The sequence below is a fragment of the Gelidibacter sp. genome (assembly GCF_053579655.1).
The window spans coordinates 30,467-51,447 of the sequence record NZ_JBMDWE010000004.1 but is presented as its reverse complement, the minus strand read 5'-3'; the positions used below and the strand labels follow the sequence as shown (position 1 = coordinate 51,447).

General features: G+C 37.1%; 22 protein-coding genes and 1 pseudogene. 12 read left to right on the top strand and 11 right to left on the bottom strand.

Annotated elements, in window-relative coordinates; all coding sequences use genetic code 11:
• Nucleotides 1-33 precede the first annotated feature (33 nt).
• On the bottom strand, nt 34-741 hold the full coding sequence (locus ACOH2D_RS03440; RefSeq protein ID WP_449534363.1) for a peptidylprolyl isomerase: 708 nt from the start codon (nt 739-741) through the stop codon (nt 34-36).
• 6 nt (nt 742-747) lie between these two features.
• Here ACOH2D_RS03440 and ACOH2D_RS03435 point away from each other — a divergent pair, with 6 nt between their 5' ends.
• Together ACOH2D_RS03435 and ACOH2D_RS03430 are read left to right on the top strand one after the other, a co-directional pair.
• Nucleotides 748-1,389 carry an NUDIX hydrolase gene (locus tag ACOH2D_RS03435; protein ID WP_449534362.1) on the top strand — a complete coding sequence of 214 codons (642 nt, stop codon included), beginning with the start codon at nt 748-750 and terminating at the stop codon, nt 1,387-1,389.
• 86 nt (nt 1,390-1,475) lie between these two features.
• On the top strand, nt 1,476-2,285 hold the full coding sequence (locus ACOH2D_RS03430) for a lysophospholipid acyltransferase family protein (protein WP_449534361.1): 810 nt from the start codon (nt 1,476-1,478) through the stop codon (nt 2,283-2,285).
• A gap of 24 nt (nt 2,286-2,309) precedes the next feature.
• Here the strand turns inward: ACOH2D_RS03430 and ACOH2D_RS03425 are convergent, their stop codons facing one another.
• The 3 genes from ACOH2D_RS03425 to ACOH2D_RS03415 all read right to left on the bottom strand — a co-directional run bounded on the left by ACOH2D_RS03425 (nt 2,310) and on the right by ACOH2D_RS03415 (nt 4,287).
• Nucleotides 2,310-2,951 (bottom strand): DUF8845 family protein, encoded by a 642-nt coding sequence (locus tag ACOH2D_RS03425; protein ID WP_449534360.1) that lies wholly within the window; start codon nt 2,949-2,951, stop codon nt 2,310-2,312.
• A 4-nt stretch (nt 2,952-2,955) separates the two neighbouring features.
• Nucleotides 2,956-3,450 carry an RNA polymerase sigma factor gene (locus tag ACOH2D_RS03420; protein ID WP_348035120.1) on the bottom strand — a complete coding sequence of 165 codons (495 nt, stop codon included), beginning with the start codon at nt 3,448-3,450 and terminating at the stop codon, nt 2,956-2,958.
• Between the two features lie 168 nt (nt 3,451-3,618).
• Complete coding sequence (locus ACOH2D_RS03415; protein ID WP_449534359.1) at nt 3,619-4,287, bottom strand: lysoplasmalogenase; 669 nt, start codon at nt 4,285-4,287, stop codon at nt 3,619-3,621.
• Nucleotides 4,288-4,445: 158 nt separating this feature from the next.
• Between ACOH2D_RS03415 and ACOH2D_RS03410 the strand changes: the two genes are divergently transcribed.
• Entirely contained in the window at nt 4,446-6,599 is a 2,154-nt protein-coding gene (locus tag ACOH2D_RS03410) for a TonB-dependent receptor (protein WP_449534358.1), read from the top strand.
• Between the two features lie 79 nt (nt 6,600-6,678).
• Here ACOH2D_RS03410 and ACOH2D_RS03405 read toward each other — a convergent pair whose 3' ends face one another.
• Together ACOH2D_RS03405 and ACOH2D_RS03400 are read right to left on the bottom strand one after the other, a co-directional pair.
• The gene (locus ACOH2D_RS03405; RefSeq protein ID WP_449534357.1) at nt 6,679-6,858 is read right to left on the bottom strand and encodes a hypothetical protein; all 180 of its coding nucleotides are present in this window, start codon (nt 6,856-6,858) and stop codon (nt 6,679-6,681) included.
• Complete coding sequence (locus ACOH2D_RS03400) at nt 6,842-7,453, bottom strand: thioredoxin family protein (protein WP_449534356.1); 612 nt, start codon at nt 7,451-7,453, stop codon at nt 6,842-6,844. The genes ACOH2D_RS03405 and ACOH2D_RS03400 overlap by 17 nt, the downstream gene beginning before the upstream one ends.
• A gap of 44 nt (nt 7,454-7,497) precedes the next feature.
• Here ACOH2D_RS03400 and ACOH2D_RS03395 point away from each other — a divergent pair, with 44 nt between their 5' ends.
• The 3 genes and pseudogenes from ACOH2D_RS03395 (at nt 7,498) to ACOH2D_RS03385 (ending at nt 8,743) form a co-directional block, all read left to right on the top strand.
• Complete coding sequence (locus ACOH2D_RS03395) at nt 7,498-7,833, top strand: tRNA-binding protein (RefSeq protein WP_449534355.1); 336 nt, start codon at nt 7,498-7,500, stop codon at nt 7,831-7,833.
• A gap of 124 nt (nt 7,834-7,957) precedes the next feature.
• Nucleotides 7,958-8,272: pseudogene (locus tag ACOH2D_RS03390) on the top strand (1-acyl-sn-glycerol-3-phosphate acyltransferase); the annotation flags it as partial.
• Nucleotides 8,273-8,335: 63 nt separating this feature from the next.
• A complete protein-coding gene (locus ACOH2D_RS03385) occupies nt 8,336-8,743 on the top strand; it encodes a hypothetical protein (protein ID WP_449534354.1) in 408 nt (135 codons plus the stop codon).
• 35 nt (nt 8,744-8,778) lie between these two features.
• Here the strand turns inward: ACOH2D_RS03385 and ACOH2D_RS03380 are convergent, their stop codons facing one another.
• From ACOH2D_RS03380 to ACOH2D_RS03370, 3 genes are all read right to left on the bottom strand, one after another.
• On the bottom strand, nt 8,779-11,286 hold the full coding sequence (locus tag ACOH2D_RS03380) for a M14 family metallopeptidase (protein WP_449534353.1): 2,508 nt from the start codon (nt 11,284-11,286) through the stop codon (nt 8,779-8,781).
• Between the two features lie 81 nt (nt 11,287-11,367).
• Nucleotides 11,368-11,757 carry a PUR family DNA/RNA-binding protein gene (locus tag ACOH2D_RS03375; RefSeq protein ID WP_348035128.1) on the bottom strand — a complete coding sequence of 130 codons (390 nt, stop codon included), beginning with the start codon at nt 11,755-11,757 and terminating at the stop codon, nt 11,368-11,370.
• A 239-nt stretch (nt 11,758-11,996) separates the two neighbouring features.
• The gene (locus ACOH2D_RS03370; protein ID WP_449534352.1) at nt 11,997-13,751 is read right to left on the bottom strand and encodes an ABC transporter ATP-binding protein; all 1,755 of its coding nucleotides are present in this window, start codon (nt 13,749-13,751) and stop codon (nt 11,997-11,999) included.
• 693 nt (nt 13,752-14,444) lie between these two features.
• Between ACOH2D_RS03370 and nusB the strand changes: the two genes are divergently transcribed.
• From nusB to yajC, 3 genes are all read left to right on the top strand, one after another.
• Entirely contained in the window at nt 14,445-15,389 is a 945-nt protein-coding gene (nusB, locus tag ACOH2D_RS03365; RefSeq protein ID WP_348035583.1) for a transcription antitermination factor NusB, read from the top strand.
• 70 nt (nt 15,390-15,459) lie between these two features.
• Nucleotides 15,460-16,020: a DUF1573 domain-containing protein gene (locus tag ACOH2D_RS03360; protein WP_348035584.1), complete on the top strand. Its 561-nt coding sequence runs from the start codon at nt 15,460-15,462 to the stop codon at nt 16,018-16,020.
• Nucleotides 16,021-16,036: 16 nt separating this feature from the next.
• A complete protein-coding gene (gene yajC / locus ACOH2D_RS03355) occupies nt 16,037-16,330 on the top strand; it encodes a preprotein translocase subunit YajC (RefSeq protein ID WP_348035586.1) in 294 nt (97 codons plus the stop codon).
• Nucleotides 16,331-16,394: 64 nt separating this feature from the next.
• Here yajC and ACOH2D_RS03350 read toward each other — a convergent pair whose 3' ends face one another.
• Together ACOH2D_RS03350 and pepT are read right to left on the bottom strand one after the other, a co-directional pair.
• The gene (locus tag ACOH2D_RS03350) at nt 16,395-16,748 is read right to left on the bottom strand and encodes a DUF1801 domain-containing protein (protein WP_348035587.1); all 354 of its coding nucleotides are present in this window, start codon (nt 16,746-16,748) and stop codon (nt 16,395-16,397) included.
• 29 nt (nt 16,749-16,777) lie between these two features.
• On the bottom strand, nt 16,778-18,016 hold the full coding sequence (pepT, locus tag ACOH2D_RS03345; protein ID WP_449534351.1) for a peptidase T: 1,239 nt from the start codon (nt 18,014-18,016) through the stop codon (nt 16,778-16,780).
• A 150-nt stretch (nt 18,017-18,166) separates the two neighbouring features.
• On the opposite strand from pepT, the gene ACOH2D_RS03340 reads away from it, so the two are divergent.
• From ACOH2D_RS03340 to ACOH2D_RS03330, 3 genes are all read left to right on the top strand, one after another.
• Nucleotides 18,167-19,201: a quinone-dependent dihydroorotate dehydrogenase gene (locus ACOH2D_RS03340; protein WP_348035601.1), complete on the top strand. Its 1,035-nt coding sequence runs from the start codon at nt 18,167-18,169 to the stop codon at nt 19,199-19,201.
• A 235-nt stretch (nt 19,202-19,436) separates the two neighbouring features.
• Nucleotides 19,437-20,051: a LysE family translocator gene (locus tag ACOH2D_RS03335; RefSeq protein ID WP_348035591.1), complete on the top strand. Its 615-nt coding sequence runs from the start codon at nt 19,437-19,439 to the stop codon at nt 20,049-20,051.
• A gap of 114 nt (nt 20,052-20,165) precedes the next feature.
• Nucleotides 20,166-20,882: a hypothetical protein gene (locus ACOH2D_RS03330; protein WP_348035592.1), complete on the top strand. Its 717-nt coding sequence runs from the start codon at nt 20,166-20,168 to the stop codon at nt 20,880-20,882.
• Nucleotides 20,883-20,981 lie beyond the last annotated feature (99 nt).

Here is a 20,981-nt window from a genome sequence, read left to right as displayed (position 1 = left end):
CAAGATATTGATTTAAAGACTCAATTTTCTTAATTAATTTATAATTTCTATTTTTCGGATATAAACGTTGGTTAATGGCCATTCGCCATCATCAGTTTTTTGAGCTGCTATGGTATCCACGACATCCATCCCATGGATCACTTTTCCAAATACCGTGTATTCGCCATCCAGATGATGGGCACCGCCTTGTTTTTGGACAATAAAAAACTCGTACGGAGAAGCCAATTTATAGGCGTTTTCAATCTCGCTGCTAGGCATGCTGATCACACCGCGATCGTGTAGAAATCCGCGTTTGGTATCTGGAGGCAATAAATACTTTCCAATTTTTGTGCGTCTATCGGCAATTGCTATGTCATCGCTATTCCCACCTTGAATGACGAAATTGTTGACGATGCGGTAAAACTGGGTATTATCAAAATAACCTTGTTTGATCAGGAAAATGAAATTGGCACGATGGAACATGGTTTCATCAAACAGTTGAATGTCGATCGTTCCAAAATCGGTAGTAATGCGGACTTTGTTTTCCTTGTATTCTTTTTCGTATTCCAGAAAGAAATCCATGGCATTTTTGTCCGTGAGTTTTGGGTGTTCACGTTGCTTTTTTTGAGATGTGTCTTTCTTGACTTGGAGGTGTTCCGTAGTTAAGGAATCCGGAGTAGAATAATTATTTTTTTGCCGAGATTGTTTATCTTCACAGTTAAGAAGCATAAAAAACACGCCAATGACCATTAAAATTCTCATATCTAAATGAATTTTGATACTTTTTTAAAATCGATCTCAAAAATAGAACATATTCCACTTCCAGGGCATGCTTCACAAGTTAAAATGTCGCCTTCCTTTCGGATCCAACTCATCGAGCAACAAAAGGAAATCATAAAAGACGCCCGAAAAGCAGGGGTGATGGCTTTGTTCTATCCTGATCTGGCGCAACGTACACGATTGATTTTGATTTTAAGAAAAACCTATAGTGGCGTACATTCTGCCCAAGTCGGTTTTCCTGGCGGAAAGTTGGAAAAGGAAGATCCGTCACTGGAATATGCGGCACTTCGGGAAACTTTTGAGGAAGTTGGTGTGCCTATTGAAAGCATGACGGTTTTGAAGGCGATGACGTGGGTTTATATTCCGCCAAGTAATTTTATGGTGTATCCTTTTTTGGGCATTACCCTCCAAACACCCCAGTTTTTGAAACAAGATGATGAGGTTGAAGATTTGATTGAAGTCACGCTTGACGATTTTCTCGATGATGATAATGTTGGCTCACAAATGTTGATGACGTCGTTGGAAAAAGAGGTGGAGGTTCCGGTTTTCAAGTTAAACGGACATACGGTTTGGGGCGCAACTGCTATGATGCTCAGCGAAATAAAAGACTTGTTAAAAAAAGTAGTCTAAGTTACAGATTTTACTAAATTTGTTTTTTCAGGTATGTTGAGGTTATACGCATCATAAATAGCATATCATAATCGTAAATATAAATAATGGGATTATTTAAAAGAAACCCTTTTGGTCATATACTTTTTGTAAAGAAATGGCTCATTCGTATCCTTGGAGCCGTGACTCACAGACGTTTTAGAGGATTTAATGAACTTCAAATTGAGGGTTCTGAGGTTATAAGAAATTTGCCGGATACCAATGTGCTTTTCATTTCCAATCATCAAACTTATTTTGCTGATGTCGTCGCGATGTTTCATGTATTTAACGCGAGTTTGAGTAATCGGGAGGACAATATTAAGAATATCGGCTATTTATGGCAACCCAAATTGAATATGTACTACGTTGCTGCCAAAGAAACAATGAAGTCGGGATTATTGCCTAAAATATTTGCCTATGTGGGCTCGATCAGTATTGAGCGCACCTGGAGAGCAGAAGGTAAGGAAGTGAATCGTCAGGTCAAAATGAGTGATATCACTATGATTTCGAAAGCTCTTGATGATGGATGGGTCATTACCTTTCCGCAGGGTACCACCACACCGTTTAGACCTATCCGAAAAGGAACGGCGCATATTATAAAGCGTTACAAACCGATTGTTGTACCTGTTGTGATTGACGGGTTTAGACGTTCTTTCGATAAAAAGGGACTTCGCGTCAAAAAGAAAAATATTCTTCAGTCGATGGAGATTAAAGCGCCTTTGGTTATCGATTACGAAAATGAAACTATCGATCAGATCGTAGAAAAAATTGAATACGCCATTGAGCAACACCCTTCGTTCCTGAAAGTTATTCCACAAGAAGAACTGAAGGCACAAGAGGAATTAAACAAGCTCAGAAGGTATAAAGTAGAGGAGTAAGCCGTAAGCATTGAAAAAACTAGATTATAACTCTAGTTTTTTCAATTCTTTATAATTCCTATTAAGTTTACTGAGCAGCAATCCATAGATCAACCAGTAGAAAAACAGTAAGACGGCTGCAAAAACCGCAATTACACCCGCTACAAGTAATATGGTTTTGGCATAGAACAAAAACGCTTCGCCATTGGCCGCAGCGGTTTGCGCTTTACTGATAAAGGCTTTGTCCTGGTCAAATTCAATGTATAGCACGGCCACAAACGTAATCGCCATGAAGGCCAGATTGAAAAACACATAATTCTTAACTGTTTTTCGAGTTCTTAAAATATTCTCCATCAATACTTTGGCGTTGTCTGTCACTGAGATTTTCCTGTAATTCTTATAGAATAAGAAGAAGAAATAAGCCAACACCACATATCCTAAAACAGTTAGGGGAATGATGAGGTAATCAGAGTCCATTTTATCAAAATGTTGTGCGTTTTCTGTGTCCTTTAAGAAAAAGGATAGGCATGCCCATAAGGCAAACTCCAACAGACTGATGATAAAGATCCATTTAACGATCGATGAGGAGCGTTTTAGGATCATTTTATATATAGCATCAGCAGAAACTTTAGGGTACTCTGTATCCTGCTGTTTCCAGTGTTTTTTTAATAGTTCTAATTCGTCCATATACTTAAGGATTAAGTATTGTTTTTAATTTGTTTTTAATCCTGTTCATTTTCACTCGGGCATTGACCTCACTAATCCCTAAAGTTTCGCTGATTTCGCGATAATCTTTTTCTTCTAAATAAAGAAAAACGAGGGCTTTTTCAATATCATTTAATTGATGAACGGCTTGATACAATAATTTCAATTGTTGCTCTTCCGTGTCGTCATATTCTTCAGCCTTGATTTTAAATTGAAAGGTTTCCAATTCATAAGTGTTGACTGTGCGCTTTGATTTTCGGTATAAGGTGATGGCAGTATTTAGACCTACACGATACATCCACGTGCTGAATTTTGCGTCGCCACGGAACTTCGGATAGGCCTTCCAAAGCTGTATCGTGATTTCCTGAAACAAATCATTATGGGCATCTCTATGGTTTGTATATAGCCTACAAACTTTGTGCACAATGTTTTGATGCTCTTCAAGCAACGCGACAAAATTATGTTCTAATTCTTTGTCCAATTCTGATGGTTAGTTGTGCTATTAGTAGAAGAATGTAGGAGATTGTTACAGAAATACTGGTTTATTTTTAAAAATATTAAGTGTGAAATTAATCTTGAATAAACACTTTGATTAAGATGAATTATAAATCTGATAAATAATGAGTTGAATAGTCACTATAGAGAACGTCTATGGTTGTTTTAAAAGGCCTAAAACAATAAAAAACTGCGCCAAGCCATAAGTGAGCATGATGCTGATGCTTGAAAACGGCAACGGCATATAAAATTTATTCAAGGCCAAAATGCTATCTGAAATCACGAACAATATAGCGCCAATAAACACGAAAATAAAACTTTTTTGAGACACTTTTTTCTGTCTTAAAAACGCCGAAATGATCATCAATAAAATAACGAGGATGTAAAAAACGACGGGAATTAATAAGTCGCCCAAGTTATTTTTGAGCAGATAAAAAAGTCCGAAGGCATAAAAAGTTAAAACGATAATTAAGCCAATGGGATTTGTTTTGGGATTTCTATTTCTGAAAAACACCAAACAATAAAATACATGTGCCACGAAAAAAGAGATCAAACCGAGCATAAAAAAGATTGGGGATTTATCCACAAACATTAAAAGGACATCACCAGATAAAGAGAAAATAAGTGCATTTGAAATCCATATTCTCGTTTTTAGAATCATCATTTTGCTCTGGACGAAAAAATAGAGAATTAAAGAAATGAGTAGTAAAGGTTTTGTTAGATAATGCCATCGGGATAAATTTTCAACGCTTCCGCAGATGAGTTCCGCCATAAGAAGCAATAGGAATAAAATCGTAAATTTTTTTTCAGTTGTGGTCAGCATCGGTTGGAATTTGTTTCTAAGATACTAAAATGCTAGAATTATATGCTTTAAAAATGATTGTCCAATTCATCCTCAAATTCTGACAGTTCAGAACTTATGAATTTTGATTCTGCTTGTTTCGATACACATTTGTACTATCAACAAATCCATCAAGTATTATGAAAGCGTTTATTCCAGTACTCTTGTTTTTTATAACTTCTATCAGTTTCTCACAAACTACAATTTCAGGGAAAGTAACCGATGCCAAAGGGTTGCCCATTGAAGGTGCCAACGTTTATCTGGAAGGTTCTTATGATGGCGGGTCTACGGATAGTTCTGGTGTGTTTTCTTTTACCACCAGCGAAACGGGAATAAAAACCTTAATCGTATCATTTCTCTCTTTTGAAACCTTTAAAAAGCTCGCTGAGGTCAAAACGATGACGAGTTTGCAGATCAGATTGAGAGAAGATGTCAATACATTGGATGCTGTAGAGCTGTCGGCAGGAGCTTTTGAAGCGGGCGACAATAGCAAGGTTTCCGTATTAAAACCATTAGATGTTGTTACTACGGCAAGTGCTTTGGGCGATTTTGTAGGTGCGCTACAAACCTTGCCTGGAACTACAACAGTTGCAGAAGACGGACGTTTATTTGTGCGCGGTGGGGAAGCCGAGGAAACTCAGATTTTTATTGATGGCATTCGGGTATTCACGCCGTATACGCCAACCACCAATAATGCGCCAACCCGTGGACGCTATTCGCCATTTTTGTTTGATGGTATTACGTTTTCCACTGGCGGTTATTCGGCGGAATATGGTCAGGCACTTTCTAGCGTATTGTTGCTGAATACTATTGATGAAGCCGATCAAAACAAAACAGATGTCAGTCTGATGACTTTAGGTGGAGGTGTCGGCAATTCTCGAAAATGGGATAAAAGTTCTTTGAGCGTGAATACTTCTTATATTAATTTGGCACCATACGTTGCTCTATTTAAGGATAGAAATGATTGGAAGAAACCTTATGAAGCGTTTTCGGGCGAAGCGGTATTTAGACAACAATTTGATAAAGGATTACTCAAACTTTACACTGCTTTTGAGTCTTCCAATTTCGAATTGACCCAAGAAGATATCAACTATGCTGAAGGTGTCCATTTTAAACTCAACAATAGTAATCTTTATTTTAACGGCTCTTATCAAGGCATGTTGACCGATGTTTGGTCTGTTTCTGGCGGATTGAGTTATACGCACGATCAAACCAAAGTTCGGATTATCGATAGCGATATTGACAATGCTGAAAACTCCTATCACGCCAAATTGAAATTCAAACGCCGATTTAGCAACCGTTTTAAATTGAATTTTGGTGGGGAATATTTTTCCACCCATTTCAATGAAAACTATCAGGATGACTTGATAGCTTCTAATAACTACGGATTCACGAATGACATTGCTGCCGCTTTTGTTGAAGCAGACGTTATTTTTTCAAAAAAGCTAGCGCTGAAAGCAGGTTTACGTGCCGATTATAGCCAATTGTTCAAATCTACAGAGATAGCGCCACGTTTGTCACTTGCTTATAAAACCTCCAAAAGCAGTCAGGTATCTTTAGCTTATGGTAACTTTTATCAAAATCCGAGTAATGCTATTTTGAAATTCGATCAAGATCTTAAGTCAGAAAATACGGCGCATTATATTTTAAATTACCAATACAACGCCGAAGGGAGAATTTTTAGAGCGGAGGCTTATTATAAAGGCTATAAACGTTTAGTAAAATACGACACCGAATTGGTCGATTTTGATACTCATTTTGATAGTTCAGGGAGTGGTTATGCCAAGGGAATTGACTTGTTTTGGCGCGATAATAAAAATATCAAGAACGTCGATTATTGGATTAGCTATTCCTTTTTAGATACGAAACGGGATTATAAAAACTATCCCTATGCTGCGCAACCAAGTTTCGTCAATAGACATAACCTTTCTGTGGTGGGCAAATATTGGATCGAAGACTTAAAAAGTCAGGTCGGTTTCAGCTATGGTTTTGCTTCTGGCAGAAACTATACCGATCCTAATCACGACGGATTTTTAAATGCCAAAACCAATTGCTATAATAATTTGAGTCTGAATTGGGCGTATTTATTGAGTCCTCAAAAGATTCTTTATTTTTCAGTAAACAATGCCTTGGGTTCTAAAAACATCAATGGTTATCAATTTTCAAACACGGTAGATGTGAATGGTAATTATTCAAAAAGAGCCTTACGTCCTGCTGCAGATCAGTTTTTTTTCATAGGTTTCTTTTGGACAATCAGTGATAAAGGAACGGATAATCAGTTGAAGAATTTATAAGTTGATTTTTTCCTTCCTTAAGAATTGATTGTTCTTAGAATCATAGGTTATATCAATCTGAAATCTCAATTTTTTTGGATTATGGTTTTAAAGCTGATTTCTTTATTAACTCCAAGCATTCGTTATACGTGATTTCGAAAGGTGTTTTATTTTCTGGGTGGTACTCAGTCAATTTTTGGTAGATTTCCTTTCTGACATCCGTGCAGGTGTTCAGGTAGAAATCATCCCCATCGTCGTTATGATCAAATCTTTTCATCATAACTGCTTGCAATGGGAAAACGATCAGATGTTACATTGTCGCTTCGCCATTTTATATTGCAGCCTAAACTAGGTTTTTGGTCTTCTGATATGGGTTGATTGTTCAATAGGGCATCCAGTGCATTTGTAAGATCTTCTCCCGTTACAGGAATGTTATTTCCAGGCCTCGAGCTATCGAGTTGACCTCTATAAACCAGTTTTAAATCGGCGTCGAAAAGATAGAAATCTGGTGTGCAGGCAGCATCATAAGCTTTCGCTACCGACTGCGTTTGATCATATAAATAAGGAAAAATAAAACCTTCGTCGATCGCTAGCTTTTTCATGAATTCCGGACCGTCTTGTGGGTAGTTTTCAACGGCATTGCTGGCAATCGCAACAAATTCAATGCCTTTAGATTTGTATTCTTTTGCAAGTTTTGCCAATCGCGCATTCACATGTTTAACAAACGGACAATGATTTGAAATAAACATAATAACCGTTCCGTTCACGCCTTTGCAATCTGCCAGGTTGCAATTTTCATTGCTTACCACGTCCAATAATTTAAAATTCGGAGCTTGAGTGCCCAAAGGCAACATGTTTGAAGGAGTATTAGCCATAACGTTTTATTTTTTTATATTGCGAGCTATTTCAAATTTTAAGGATGGAAAAGATAGTGACTTTTGAGGAGTTTGCCAAAGTTGATTTACGTGTGGGGACCATCATTGAGGTCAATGATTTTCCACAGGCAAGAAATCCGTCCTATCAGTTAACCATTGATTTTGGTGCCTTAGGAATTAAAAAATCTTCGGCACAAATTACCTCACTTTATTCGAAGGAGGATTTGCTCAACAGACAAATTATCGCAATCATTAATTTTCCGAAAAAGCAGATTGCCAAATTTATGAGCGAATGTCTTGTAATGGGAGCTGTAGAAGATAAAGATGTGTGTTTATTACGGCCAGAAATACATGTTAAAAACGGATCTACCGTAGCTTAAATCAAAACATTTTAGAGGAAAAAACATATGGCAACTATTATGGTTGCACTATTATGAGAAGCTATCTCAGGATTGCGTTATTTTTTTACTACAAAAAAATTAGTTCAATTATCAAGAACCATTACGTCCAAATCAGGCCAGACTTTTTTTAGGAAATCATCAAAATGGTTGGATGGATCCACTTATACTCGCCACTAAAAACGGAGATTTTTATTACTTCTTAATCCGCGCAAGCGTCTTTCAAAAACCATGGGTCAGTAAGTTTTTACAAAGCTTGCTAATGATGCCAGTATATCGGTTAAGAGATGGCTGGGATAAAAATTCAAAAAACAAGGCCGTTTTCAAATTCTGTTCGGACTTATTATCCGATCATAATGCCATCGTGCTTTTTCCTGAAAAAAGCTATAATATCCAACGATTTGTCCGGCCATTGAATTAAAGCTTTTCGCACATCATTGAAGAAGCATTAGTCAACTATTCAGAGAACGTTAAGATGGTGCCTGTGGGATTGAATTATAAAAGCATAGAGGATTTTGAGGATAGCGTCGTGTTGAATTTTGGAACGCCAATCGCGTCCAAGGATTATGAAAATCTTAATCTGAATGCCTCCGTATTACGAATGAAAAGTGATGTCCATAATGCTTTGATAGTACTTACAACACAAATGGATGTTGAAGATTATGATGACATTCTTCAGAAATTAGAAAACATAAATGTAGATTTTCTAAATCCTGAAGACGTCAATCAATGTGTGAAATCGAACTTTAAAGACTGCAACACTCTACCAAACCAGAATTTACGGCGACCTTTCGTTTTGCCTTGGTCATCAGTTTGGTGCCTATTTTCATGCTGGTTATGGCAGTCATCTTATGGTTTAATTTTGGCATTTCTTATGCGCTTTTGTATTTAGCATCCATTTTTGTTTTGAATTTGGTGGCGGTTAAATTATAGTTCGTCTCTAAAAAATATCGCATTCATCATGAGTTTGTTCGTTCCGAACCAGAACGCTCTGAAATTGGTGTTGTCCGTAAATGCCACTACTTTCCCACGTTTCATACGTTGCATTTGGTAAGGTACGGTCAGTGCCAAACTATCTAAATTGGACTTGGAAATATAACCGCTCATCAATGGATTTTTGGTGTATTGTATAGGGTTGTTATAGCTCTGTTTATCAGCTTTAACGAATAAAGTTGAATTTCTAAATAATGGCAGTTTGTCGTTTTTATAGCCAAAATTAATCGGATGGGAACGATCCAGTTTCGCTTCAAAAATAGCGCCGCCGATCACCTGAGCGCCATCATAATCGCTTCGTTCTTCAAAAGTGATGCTTTTGGCCACTCTTTCTGATTTTTTAATATCGAGTTTCATGAATTTATTCGTGTTCATCCAACGTAAAGTGTTCTTGAAACCAATAAGCGTTCCGCCATTTTCAACCCAGGCTGCTAAGGTTTCTGTATCACTTTTGCTGAGGTTGGCACTTGGTAAAATGATGGTGTTGTAGCGGCTTAAATCGGCGCGACCTAAATTTTCAGTATCCAATTTGGTCAAAATCATGTCATAACGTTGGTCCAAAAGATGCCAGATTTCGCCAGCATCAGAAGATGCCACACCATTGCCAACAATGAGTGCTATTTTTGGAAGTGTTAAGGGTTTGAATTCGTTGCTTCCCATGTTAATACCTTCGGTTAAACCTGTAGCCACTGCATCTATTTGGACATGCGCGTCTTTGGCCGCTTCATTTAAAAATTGGTAGAGTTCATCAGCATTTTTTGATTGGTTTTGAATAGGAATCAAAATTGTGCCATAATCATACTCTTTTCCGTTGGCACGAAATTTTTTCATGGCAACTTGCGCTCGTAAGTCGTTTTTTAGAATTTGATTCAATGCTTTAGGAGAATAATATTCATGCCACTCCATGATATAGGCATAATCACTTTTTGAATCAACTTGTCCTACTTTCATTTTTAAATCTACAACCCGATCGCCCAGATGTGAGGAAGGAATGCCTTCAACATAATCTAAATTAAATGCTAGGGGCAGGGTCCAAGCTGAAATATCATAAAATAAGCTATCCTGAAATGAGGTGCGTTTTTCAAACATGGCGTTGATCAATCGCGTGTTTTTCTGATTTTTTGGAACGACGTAACTATAGCCTTTTTTGAATTGCTTGCCGTCAATGGTAGCATCGTTTTTAAGTTCATACATTTCAATCTGATGTCTTCTTAATATTTCGGCCAATTCGTAGGTTTTGGCAGCATCCTTCGCATCGCCAAAAATGATGTTTTTTCCTTTTTCTTTATTGCCTTCATTGCGGGCGTTTTTGAAAAAGTCGTGTTGGTATTTTAAAATTTCTTCACGCATATGGTAACCCGCATCCAAAGTTGATAGTGCGGCTGTAAACTGATTGCGGATGGTAAAAGGGAAGGTTAAAATCCCGTTCGTGCTTTCTTGAATATGGCCTCTGGAACTGGCTTGTTCAAACAGAATGCCGATGCTCCCGTTAATATCAGGGAATGTGGAGCCTTTTCCATAATAGAAATCGTCAAAACTTTCTTCGGTATAATAGAAGGAACCGATTTTATCAAAAGCTTTTGCGTGATAATTACCGATTTTTTTGGTCAAATCCTGATTTAATTGCGGCGTGAGTGGATGAGTTCTGCTTGGAATTCCTGGTTGAAAAAAGAAAGAGGAGTTCGTGCCCATTTCATGATGATCGGTCAGGATATTTGGCAGCCACTTATGAAAGGTTTCCAGTCGCGCTCTTGATTCTGGCAATTGCACCGGTAGCCAATCTCTATTCATGTCAAACCAATAATGATTGGTTCTACCTCTTGGCCAAACTTCATTGTATTCGCGATCATTTGGATCTGGATTTAAGTTTTTGCTTTTATTGGAATTCGCCCAATAAGCAAAACGCTGTAATCCATCGGGATTGAATGAAGGGTCAAAAAGTATGATAGTATTGTCCAGCAAATCTTTAACAGCGTCACTTTCTGCGGCAGCGAGATAATAAGCTAATAAAAGTGCAGCATTAGAGCCACTTGGCTCATTACCATGAATGGAAAACCCTTGGTTGACCACAATGGGCATAGTGCTGGTGTTGACCGACGCATTATCTTCAGTGGCGGCGATATGTTGCTGACGAATGACGTCAATATTTTGATGGTTTTTTGGTGAAGTGATGGTCAGCAGTATCAAAGGTCGGCCTTCATAAGTGTTGCCTCTATTTTCAATAGTGATTCGGTCTGAGCTTGCCGCTAGTGCTTTCATGTATTCGACCAACTTGTCGTGGGTAATGTGCCACTCGCCAACTTCGTGGCCAATGACCGATTGCGGCGTAGGAATCGCTTGGTTGTAAGTGGTGTTTTGCGGGAGATAATAGCTGAGGTCCGTTTGTTTTTGTCCAAAAACGAAACAGGTCGTTAAAAAGAGTAGGGTGTGTATTAGTTTCATAGATATTTAGTTAGTTTATAAAATATAAAAAAAACCGCTACTTAAAGTAACGGTTTTTTTTATATTTTGTCCTGTGATCGCTTATATGTCTTCAAAGTTGATGTCAGTAAAGTTTTCTGCAGATTTAATTGTCTCTGAATCGAAATCCTCATCTTCAGCGTCAAGCTCTTCTTTTTTGAAATCTTTTTGATGACGTTCGCTGATGACTTCATCGCCTTTTTCATCAATAACATAATCGATCATTTCCTTCAAAATCACATTAAACTCACTGAAATCCTCTTTGTAAAGATAAATTTTGTGCTTTTTGTAGTGAAAAGAACCATCGTCATTCGTGAATTTTTTACTTTCTGTAATGGTGAGGTAATAATCTCCTGCTTTTGTGGCTCTTACGTCAAAGAAATAAGTCCTTCTTCCTGCGCGTAATACTTTAGAGAATATTTCCTCTTTCTCCATCATTCCGTGATCACTCATATGTTTTTATTTTAATTAGTAACAGTTTACGTACCAAAAATCTAAAAAATAATATTAGTAACCAACATTTTCTGAAATTTCTTTTAATGAATGGGCAAGAATCATCTGGCGTCAACGTAACGGTGCGACTTGTAGGGTTGAAAACAAATGGATTAGCGGTTAGAAAGGATTTGCCAAACGGTCTGAAACTAAGCTTTATTGAATAAATAATTTAGGGTTTGACTATTAAGATATTCCGTTTAATGGTTTTCTGTTAGCTGTTTCAGGTAAAGTTCCTTGTAATAACCATCCACATCAATCAAGGTGCTATGAGAGCCTTTTTGAAGGATTTTGCCGTCATCCAAAACAATGATAATATCGGCATTTTTGGCTGCAGAAATCCTATGGCTCACGATAATAGTGGTTTTATCTTTGGTAATGGTTTTGAGATTATTGAGGATTTTTTCTTCAGTCTCAGTATCTACGGCCGATAGGCAGTCATCAAACAATAAGATTTGTGGCGCTTTGATGATCGCTCTTGCAATAGAAATACGTTGCTTTTGTCCGCCAGATAAGGTAATCCCGCGCTCCCCTAAAATAGTATCGTAGCCTTTACTGAACTTCTTGATGTTTTTGTGGACGTCGGCATTTTTTGCGGCAGCGATGACTTCTTCATCCGTTGCATCTTCTTTACCAAACATGATGTTGTTTTTAATCGTATCAGAAAACAAAAAGGCATCTTGAGGCACGTATCCAATATGATCCCTTAAACTCGTCAAATTGAGATCTTGAATAGGCGTGCCGTCAATTTTGATCTCTCCAGAAGTGACATCATATAAACGTCCGATGAGGTCGAGGACGGTCGATTTTCCTGAGCCTGTTTTCCCAATAATAGCCATCGTTTGGCCTTTATTTAGCGTGAAGCTGACGTTATTTAGTGCTTGGATATTGGTATCAGGATAGGTAAAGGATACTTGGTCAAATACAATATCTCCTTTTATGATGGAAGGTTCTGGGTTATTGTTTTTTATACTTGGTTCCTGCTTTAAAAACTCGTTGATCCGTTTTTGAGAAGCTTCCGCTTGTTGTATGACCGAAGTCACCCAGCCCACAGTAGCCACCGGCCAGGTTAAAAGGTTGACGTAAATAATGAATTTGGCAATAACGCCTAAACTTTCAATTTCGCCATCGATATATTGTTTACCACCAATATAGATGACAATAATATTACTTAACCCAATTAAAAAGATCATCAAAGGATAGAATAACGCTTGGACTTTCGTAAGGTCAATATTTTTTTGTCGACTTTCCTCAGAAAGCGCATCAAAGTCAGCATTGGTAACCTCTTCAATGCCATAAGATTTGATGACGCTTATACCGCTAAAAGTTTCTTGGGTAAACGTAGAAAGTTTTGCGAGCCATTGCTGTACAATAGTGCTGCGTTTATGGATGGATTTACTTAAAATATAGATAAAGTAAGAAAGGATCGGTAAAGGAATAATAGTGTATAAGGTCAATGTCGGTGCAGAGCGAAACATTAAAAATAGCGCGATAATAAAAAGGGTAATCGTATTAATGCTATACATGATTGCAGGCCCAGCATATTCCCTGACTTTGCCAACGTCTTCACTAATCCGGCTCATCAAGTCGCCTGTCCGGTTGGATTTATAGAAGTCTAGAGATAAGCGTTGGTATTGCTGATAGACTTCGTTTTTTAAATCATATTCTATCTGGCGCGATACGTAAATAATGGTCTGCCGCATCAAAAAGGTGAAAATTCCACCCAAAATAGCTGCGCCAATGATGTAGACGATATTGATGAGTAATTCAGTTTTGACCTCGCCAAGGTCGGTCGTGAGCCCTTTCCGGTAACTGTCGATGACATCTACAGAGTTGCCAACGAGTTCTGGTGTAAAAAGAAGGAATATTCTTGCAACAATAGTAATTAAAATTCCGGCTAATAACTTATACCTGTACTTATAAAAATATTTATTGACGTGTTGTAGCTCTTTCATTGATTATTGTTGGCCGCTAATGCTTTAACCTTGAAGAATTTGGCGATTATATTTATGCAAAAACTCTAAATAGTGATTTATTTTTAATTGTGATTTTTTAGATAATCCAAAAAAGATGACCACTAATTGCAATCCGATAGTTTTGAAAGATATAAGTTCATAGAACTTTATCTACAGATCCCGATTTGAATAAGAATCTTTCGATAATCAAGAACACTATGTTTTTTTTGCATCGACAAAGATAATCGTTTAAAAGTAATTATTGGTATTCATAATAGGCTTTTAGGAGCAGTATTTGGTGGAAGGCAGATTTAAATTTATTCCTAGGAGCACCAAATTTTAGAATGGGGTATTGAATCTGTCCCGACCTCTTTTATGCTTCAGATCACTAAGCAGTGTGTTGTTTTATATCCTGAACTTGAGGAGTAGCATAGGCAAGAGGCCATCTGTAAAACAGAAAATAGTTGCCCTGTTTGTTTAGAGATATTGGAAGATGTCACCGCAAATAAGGTAAAGCCAAACAGGGTTCTCTTAACCATTGCTAAAGAACCTATTGAAAAATGAAAACCTGGATATTTAAAATAAAGTTGAGATATCCGTGGCAATTAATTTATCAAGTTATAAATTAATACTATTTTTGCAGACGAAAAGACACTAAGCTTTTTCACCTTTTAATTTAATAAGTTCTTATCAATGCTAAACAGAAGACATATTCGTATAAAAGTAATGCAAACCCTTTATGCGTTTGACGGTGGGGAAAGTGATGACTTCATAAAAGATCAGAAATTCTTGATCCAAAGTCTTGAAAACATGTATGATTTACATCTCTTGATGTTATCACTTTTAATCGAAGTTCAAAAGCGTGCTGAAGATTATCAAGAACGATCACAGCGAAAAATTTTAGCAACACAAGAAGAAAAAAATCCAAACAAAAAATTTATCAATAATCAGGTGCTGCAAATTTTGCAAGAAGATAGAGCGCTTCAAATTGATATCGAAAACCGTAAAATTGATCATTGGTATCTTGATTTTGAATATGTTGATATCATATTTAAAAGCATTATAGAAAGTGAACTGTATAAGAAATATATGGCCACTGATGTTTCTAGCTTTAAGGAAGATCAAGATTTCATTATTGATGTCTTTACTGAAATCATTGCTCCAAATGAAAAACTCTACGACTATATTGAGGATAAAAAATTGACTTGGTTGGATGATTTGCCAGTGGTTAATACAGGCATCCTTAAATTGCTTCGCAAGCTGAAAAAGGAAAATAAATCCGCCTATTTTACACCTAAACTTTTTAAAGACACAGAAGATAAGGAATTTGCAACGGCATTGTTCCAGAAAACTTTATTGAATAAATCAAAATTCAATCAGGAAATTGCGGCAAAAACGCAAAATTGGGATGCGGAACGTATTGCTAATTTAGATGGTATTTTACTTCAAATGGCCATTTGTGAATTTCAGAAATTCCCGTCCATTCCAGTAAAAGTAACCATTAATGAGTATATCGATATCGCCAAGGAATACTCCACGCCAAAGAGCAGTTTCTTTATTAATGGTATTTTGGATAAAATCGTTAAAGAATATAACGAGAACGGCGAGTTAAATAAAATAGGGCGCGGGTTGATGTAATGGTAAATTATTGCTATTTTTACATTCTCAAATTTATTTTAAGTGAGCATTTTAATCAAATAATAATACGATGAAAAAAATAATATTAGGTGTTTGTGCACTTTCTTTAGTTGGGTTCATGTCTTGTAAAGAAGATGCTACCGCAAAAATTAAATCCGAAAATGTTGTGGATGCGGCAGAAAGAGATGCGAACTCCGGTAGTTTTGCGATGGTGGAATTTGAAGAAGTCGAACACGATTTTGGAACCATAAAAAATGGTACTCCTGTAGAGACTATTTTTAAATACAAGAATACAGGAAGTTCTCCGTTGGTCGTTAGTAATATTCAAAGTACTTGCGGCTGTACAGTGCCTTCAGATTGGACAAAACAAGTTGCTCCAGGAGAAACTGGTGAAATGAAAGTGAAATTTGATGGTAAAGGAAATGGCGTTGTTACCAAATCTATAACCTTGACCACTAATACTGAAAAAGGTTCTGAGACCGTTAGAATCAAAGCAACCGTTGAAGGAGATCCAAATGCATCTGGTCAGCCAATGACGCAACAACCAGCAGAAGGCGCTCAATCTATTATGCAACAACCTGCTCGAAAATATAGCACACAACCTGGTCATGAAGGCCATAATCACGATTAATAATAAATAAGAATTGATGGAAGGAATAAGTTCGTTTTTACCCTTTATTGCGATGTTCGCTGTAGTGTATTTCTTTATGATTGCACCACAAATGAAACGCGCTAAAAAAGAAAAGAAGTTTGCAAGTGAATTAAAAAGAGGCGACAAAGTCATTACCAAAAGCGGAATGCATGGTAGAATTGCTGACCTCAATGATAAAGACAGTAGCTGTATTATTGAAACTATGTCAGGAAAAATTAAGTTTGATCGTTCTGCCATTTCGATGGAAATGAGCCAAAAGCTTAACCAAGATCCTGCGACAACAAAATAACCTGTTGCAATCGAATTAAAAAAGCCATTTCAATTGAAATGGCTTTTTTTGTGTCTATAAGTAATTAGATTTTTTGATTTTCAATGGCTTCTTTGAGGTAACTTAAAACGATATTCTGGTCGATATCAGATAGTGAGTTAAACCGCATCTGTCGCAAATGTTTCGTTTTTTCAGAAGCCTTTACCAATATTTTTTTTTCATCTTTAAGAACATCGCCTTGATGGAACCAAATACTAAAATGGTTTTTAAAAGCGCCAAGAGCTACTACTTTTTTGTTCTCTAAATAATAGGTTGGCGCATTCCATTTAAAGGTTTCCACCAATTCGGTAGAATTGATGAGGTGTCTTAAAAGTTGTAGTGCTTCAGCAAAATGTGAATGGACTTCAAGATAGTCTTCGATAGAATTTACTTTCTCCATGCGGATTTCATTTTTTTACATACCTCAAACTACTTCTTCAAAGCTACCAATTCTGCGATTTTACAAATTACTTCCGTCGCTTTGATCATGCTTTCCACAGGCACATATTCATAACGTCCGTGAAAATTATGGCCTCCGGCAAATATATTAGGGCAAGGCAATCCCATAAAACTCAATTGTGAGCCATCGGTTCCGCCTCTTATCGCTTTGATGATCGGTTTGACGTTGACCGCTAGCATGGCTTGTTCGGCAAGATCCACGATATGCATAACTGGTTCAATTTTTTCCTTCATGTTGAAATATTGATCCTTGATGTCAATGGTTATAACTTCTCTTTCGTACTGGGTATTCAAATCGAAGGCCATTTGCATCATGGCTTCTTTCCTGGCTTCAAAATGATCCTTGTCGTGATCTCTGATGATGTATTTTAAAACGGTTTCTTCAACTACGCCTTCAATGCTTGACAAATGGAAAAAACCTTGGTAGTTTTCGGTGTGCTCAGGTGTTTCCAGCATCGGTAAAGAATTGATGAATTCCGTAGCGATATACATGGAGTTGATCATTTTGCCTTTGGCATAACCGGGATGCACAATTTTGCCTTTGACTTTTACGGTAGCGCCTGCAGCATTGAAATTTTCGTATTCCAATTCGCCAATTTGGCTTCCATCCATAGTATAAGCCCATTCGGCACCAAATTTTTCAACGTCAAACTTATGCGCACCACGACCAATTTCTTCGTCTGGAGTAAAACCGACACGAATTTTACCATGTTTAATTTCAGGATGTTGAATCAAGTATTCCATCGCTGAAACAATTTCTGTGATTCCCGCTTTATCATCGGCACCTAAAAGCGTTGTGCCGTCCGTTGTAATAAGTGTTTGTCCTTTATATTGTAACAAATCGTCAAAAAGATCAGGAGATAAAATAATGCCTTCTTCCGCATTTAAAATAATGTCCTTGCCATCATAATTCTCAATGATTTGAGGCTTGACATTCGCACCTGTAAAATCAGGGCTGGTATCAAAATGAGACACAAAACCAATGACCGGAACCTCATGATCCACATTGCTCGGTAAGGTTGCCATAATATAAGCGTTATGATCAATGGAAACTTCTGTCATGCCAATAGCAGTGAGATCTTTAACTAAGGCATGGGCCAAATCCCATTGTTTTTCAGTGCTTGGCGTGGTGTCAGAATTAGGATCAGATTCGGTGTCAACGGTCACGTAACTTATAAATCTATCAATAATGTGTTGTTTCGGTATCATAACTTTTCAATTTTTTTTATTCAAAGTGCAATATAAATGACCCTTTTGTGCTTGGGGTTTAGAGTTCAAAAATACTACTAATTTTCAAAATGAATAATGACAATCTTTATTAAAGGAATGGTATTTTTGCACAACAACTTCTTAAGATCTATGTACAAAAGCATCATCCGTCCCTTGTTTTTCAGTTTTGATCCTGAAAAAATCCATCACTTTACATTTTCAATGATTCGTTTTTCAAACCTGATTGGCTTGGGAGGCGCTTTTCGAAGTGTTTATAAATTTGAAAATCCAAAATTGGAGCGCGAACTTTTCGGAATCAAATTTCCTAATCCTGTTGGATTGGCCGCAGGTTTTGATAAAGACGCGAAACTTTACAAAGAGCTTTCAAATTTAGGTTTTGGTTTTATTGAAATTGGAACCGTCACACCAAAGCCTCAGGATGGGAATGAAAAGCCGCGTATTTTCCGATTGATCGAAGACGAAGCCATCATCAACCGAATGGGATTTAATAATGGTGGCGTTGTAGAAGCAGTGGAGCGATTGAAAAATAATCCGGTACAAGGCGATAAGAAACGGGTGTTAATAGGCGGGAACATCGGTAAAAATAAAATCACGCCCAATGAAGAAGCAGTCAATGATTATATCATCTGCTTTGAAGCTCTTTTTGATTATGTCGATTATTTTGTGGTTAACGTCAGTTCGCCCAATACGCCAAACCTTCGGGCGTTACAGGAAAAGAAACCTTTGACGGATTTGCTACAAACCCTTCAAGATAAAAACAACTTAAAACACAAACGCAAACCCATTCTTTTGAAGATCGCTCCCGATCTTACAGATGAACAACTTCTAGATATTATTGACATTGTTTCCATCACAAAAATCGATGGCGTCATCGCTACAAATACGACCATTTCACGAGATGGCATTTCATCTGAAAACAAAAATGAAATGGGTGGTTTAAGTGGTAAACCCTTGACCAAAAGAGCGACTGAAGTGATCCGTTTTCTATCGGAAAAAAGCAATAAAGCATTCCCGATTATTGGGGTTGGTGGGATCCATTCTGCCGAAGACGCTTTGGAGAAATTGGATGCAGGGGCTGATTTAATACAACTTTATACCGGTTTTATTTATGAAGGTCCGGGATTGATAAAGGAGATTAATCAAGCGATTTTGAAACGCGCATAAGAGGGAATCAAGTATTTAAACCTAGAGATTATAATTGCTCAATTGTAGTTGACGATTTTAATTTAATAATTCTGTGTCAAAAGTAATTGAAATGGCTTTGTGGTTTCTTTGTGCAACTTTGTGTCATAGCTATTTATAACAATATTACTTCTCACTCAAGAAATTCCCGCAGATGACGCAGATTTTCGCAGATTCTTGGGAGTATAATATATTCTGACTTATATCTCATTTATAAATGATCGAAACCCTCATCTCCTTTTCAATAGCAACACTCGCGCTCGCCATTGCTCCAGGGCCTGATAACATCTATGTGCTTACCCAATCGTTGGTCAATGGTACCAAAAGTGGCATCGCCACTACGGCTGGTCTTATAAGCGGCTGCATTGTACACACCACACTTTTAGCATTTGGTGTTTCAGCAATAATTACGGCTTCGGAAGAGCTTTTTTATGGGGTCAAAGTTTTGGGCGCTTGCTATTTGCTGTATTTAGCCTATATGGTTTATAAGTCTGATGAGACAATTTCGCTTTCAGAAAACGCACCCAGAAAATCATATTTAGAACTTTATAAAACGGGCGTCATCATGAATTTAGTCAATCCGAAAGTGATGATTTTCTTCCTGGCGTTTTTCCCTGGTTTTCTTTGGAATGATGAGGGAAACACAGTTTTTCAATTTTACACTTTAGGAATCATTTTTATGGTTGTTTCCTTTCTCGTTTTCAGTAGCATCGCTTTATTGGCAGGTCGTATATCTGAGTTTATATTGAAAAGGAAAGGCGTTGGCAGTTTTTTGAAATGGCTTCAAATAGTCGTTTTTGTGGGCATCGCGCTTTATATCATCGCCGCATAAAGACGGGATTCGTCTTGTTGTAAGTTGTTGTAAATCAAAAGATAAAACTTTTTTTTGCACTTGTAAATTATATTAATAAATGTAATTTAGCAGTCAACTCAATTTAGTTTTATTATGAAAAAAACATTATTTCTTACAGGAATGGTCTTGTTGCTGTTCTCCTGTAACTCTGGCAACAAGGAATCTTCAGAAACTTCTGCAGATGGCAAGACTGAGAAAGTAAGCAAAAAGAATAGCAATAAATCTTATGATTGCTTAAAAAAGTTTGAGGACGATTACAGCTTACTTTTAACAAAAGAAGAAATGACATCCGTATATCCCATAAATTCCGATAAGGTCAAAGAGCAATTGCGTTCTGGCAGCTATGGCGAACATATGTATCAATGGCCAAGTAATCGTCCTAGTTTTACTATGGAGGTGTCCGGAATGAAAATGGAACTGCCAGATGAAAATACCATGGGTGTAAAAAATCTCTCTTTCTATTCGGATAAAAGTAATATCAAATCCAATATTGAAAACTTTGACATGGCTTACAAAGAATTATCTGAAAAAGAACTCGATCAAATTCAAGAAAATCTTGCCAAGCAGGAAGATGAAATAAAAAAGACGGGGGAGGACTTTATGAAAGTTCGTGCCAAAAGAAGTTGGGATTTTATTGAAGGTTTAGGCTCGAGTGCCTGGTATAAATGGAATGAGCAATGGGGTGGGGAATTGGTTGTACTGGCAGGAATATCTAAATTCACCATCATTACAAAAATTAGTGCCAACCCAGACGAGAATCGGGAAATAGCTAAAAAATTGGCGGAAAAAGTTCTTGCCAAATGTAAATAATTGTGAAGTGGACTTTTAAGGAAGTTATCTTAAAAGTCCGTTTTTTTTATCGAAATTCAATAATGATTATTTAAACTTCTTCTCTCATCATATGCTCGT

What these genes read in the sequence shown, in the direction of transcription:
- ACOH2D_RS03440 (WP_449534363.1), bottom strand. Translation starts at nt 741, where the DNA reads ATGAGAATTTTAATGGTCATTGGCGTGTTTTTTATGCTTCTTAACTGT.
- ACOH2D_RS03435 (WP_449534362.1), top strand. Translation starts at nt 748, where the DNA reads ATGAATTTTGATACTTTTTTAAAATCGATCTCAAAAATAGAACATATT.
- ACOH2D_RS03430 (WP_449534361.1), top strand. Translation starts at nt 1,476, where the DNA reads ATGGGATTATTTAAAAGAAACCCTTTTGGTCATATACTTTTTGTAAAG.
- ACOH2D_RS03425 (WP_449534360.1), bottom strand. Translation starts at nt 2,951, where the DNA reads ATGGACGAATTAGAACTATTAAAAAAACACTGGAAACAGCAGGATACA.
- ACOH2D_RS03415 (WP_449534359.1), bottom strand. Translation starts at nt 4,287, where the DNA reads ATGCTGACCACAACTGAAAAAAAATTTACGATTTTATTCCTATTGCTT.
- ACOH2D_RS03410 (WP_449534358.1), top strand. Translation starts at nt 4,446, where the DNA reads ATGAAAGCGTTTATTCCAGTACTCTTGTTTTTTATAACTTCTATCAGT.
- ACOH2D_RS03405 (WP_449534357.1), bottom strand. Translation starts at nt 6,858, where the DNA reads ATGATGAAAAGATTTGATCATAACGACGATGGGGATGATTTCTACCTG.
- ACOH2D_RS03400 (WP_449534356.1), bottom strand. Translation starts at nt 7,453, where the DNA reads ATGGCTAATACTCCTTCAAACATGTTGCCTTTGGGCACTCAAGCTCCG.
- ACOH2D_RS03395 (WP_449534355.1), top strand. Translation starts at nt 7,498, where the DNA reads ATGGAAAAGATAGTGACTTTTGAGGAGTTTGCCAAAGTTGATTTACGT.
- ACOH2D_RS03380 (WP_449534353.1), bottom strand. Translation starts at nt 11,286, where the DNA reads ATGAAACTAATACACACCCTACTCTTTTTAACGACCTGTTTCGTTTTT.
- ACOH2D_RS03375 (WP_348035128.1), bottom strand. Translation starts at nt 11,757, where the DNA reads ATGAGTGATCACGGAATGATGGAGAAAGAGGAAATATTCTCTAAAGTA.
- ACOH2D_RS03370 (WP_449534352.1), bottom strand. Translation starts at nt 13,751, where the DNA reads ATGAAAGAGCTACAACACGTCAATAAATATTTTTATAAGTACAGGTAT.
- nusB (WP_348035583.1), top strand. Translation starts at nt 14,445, where the DNA reads ATGCTAAACAGAAGACATATTCGTATAAAAGTAATGCAAACCCTTTAT.
- ACOH2D_RS03360 (WP_348035584.1), top strand. Translation starts at nt 15,460, where the DNA reads ATGAAAAAAATAATATTAGGTGTTTGTGCACTTTCTTTAGTTGGGTTC.
- yajC (WP_348035586.1), top strand. Translation starts at nt 16,037, where the DNA reads ATGGAAGGAATAAGTTCGTTTTTACCCTTTATTGCGATGTTCGCTGTA.
- ACOH2D_RS03350 (WP_348035587.1), bottom strand. Translation starts at nt 16,748, where the DNA reads ATGGAGAAAGTAAATTCTATCGAAGACTATCTTGAAGTCCATTCACAT.
- pepT (WP_449534351.1), bottom strand. Translation starts at nt 18,016, where the DNA reads ATGATACCGAAACAACACATTATTGATAGATTTATAAGTTACGTGACC.
- ACOH2D_RS03340 (WP_348035601.1), top strand. Translation starts at nt 18,167, where the DNA reads ATGTACAAAAGCATCATCCGTCCCTTGTTTTTCAGTTTTGATCCTGAA.
- ACOH2D_RS03335 (WP_348035591.1), top strand. Translation starts at nt 19,437, where the DNA reads ATGATCGAAACCCTCATCTCCTTTTCAATAGCAACACTCGCGCTCGCC.
- ACOH2D_RS03330 (WP_348035592.1), top strand. Translation starts at nt 20,166, where the DNA reads ATGAAAAAAACATTATTTCTTACAGGAATGGTCTTGTTGCTGTTCTCC.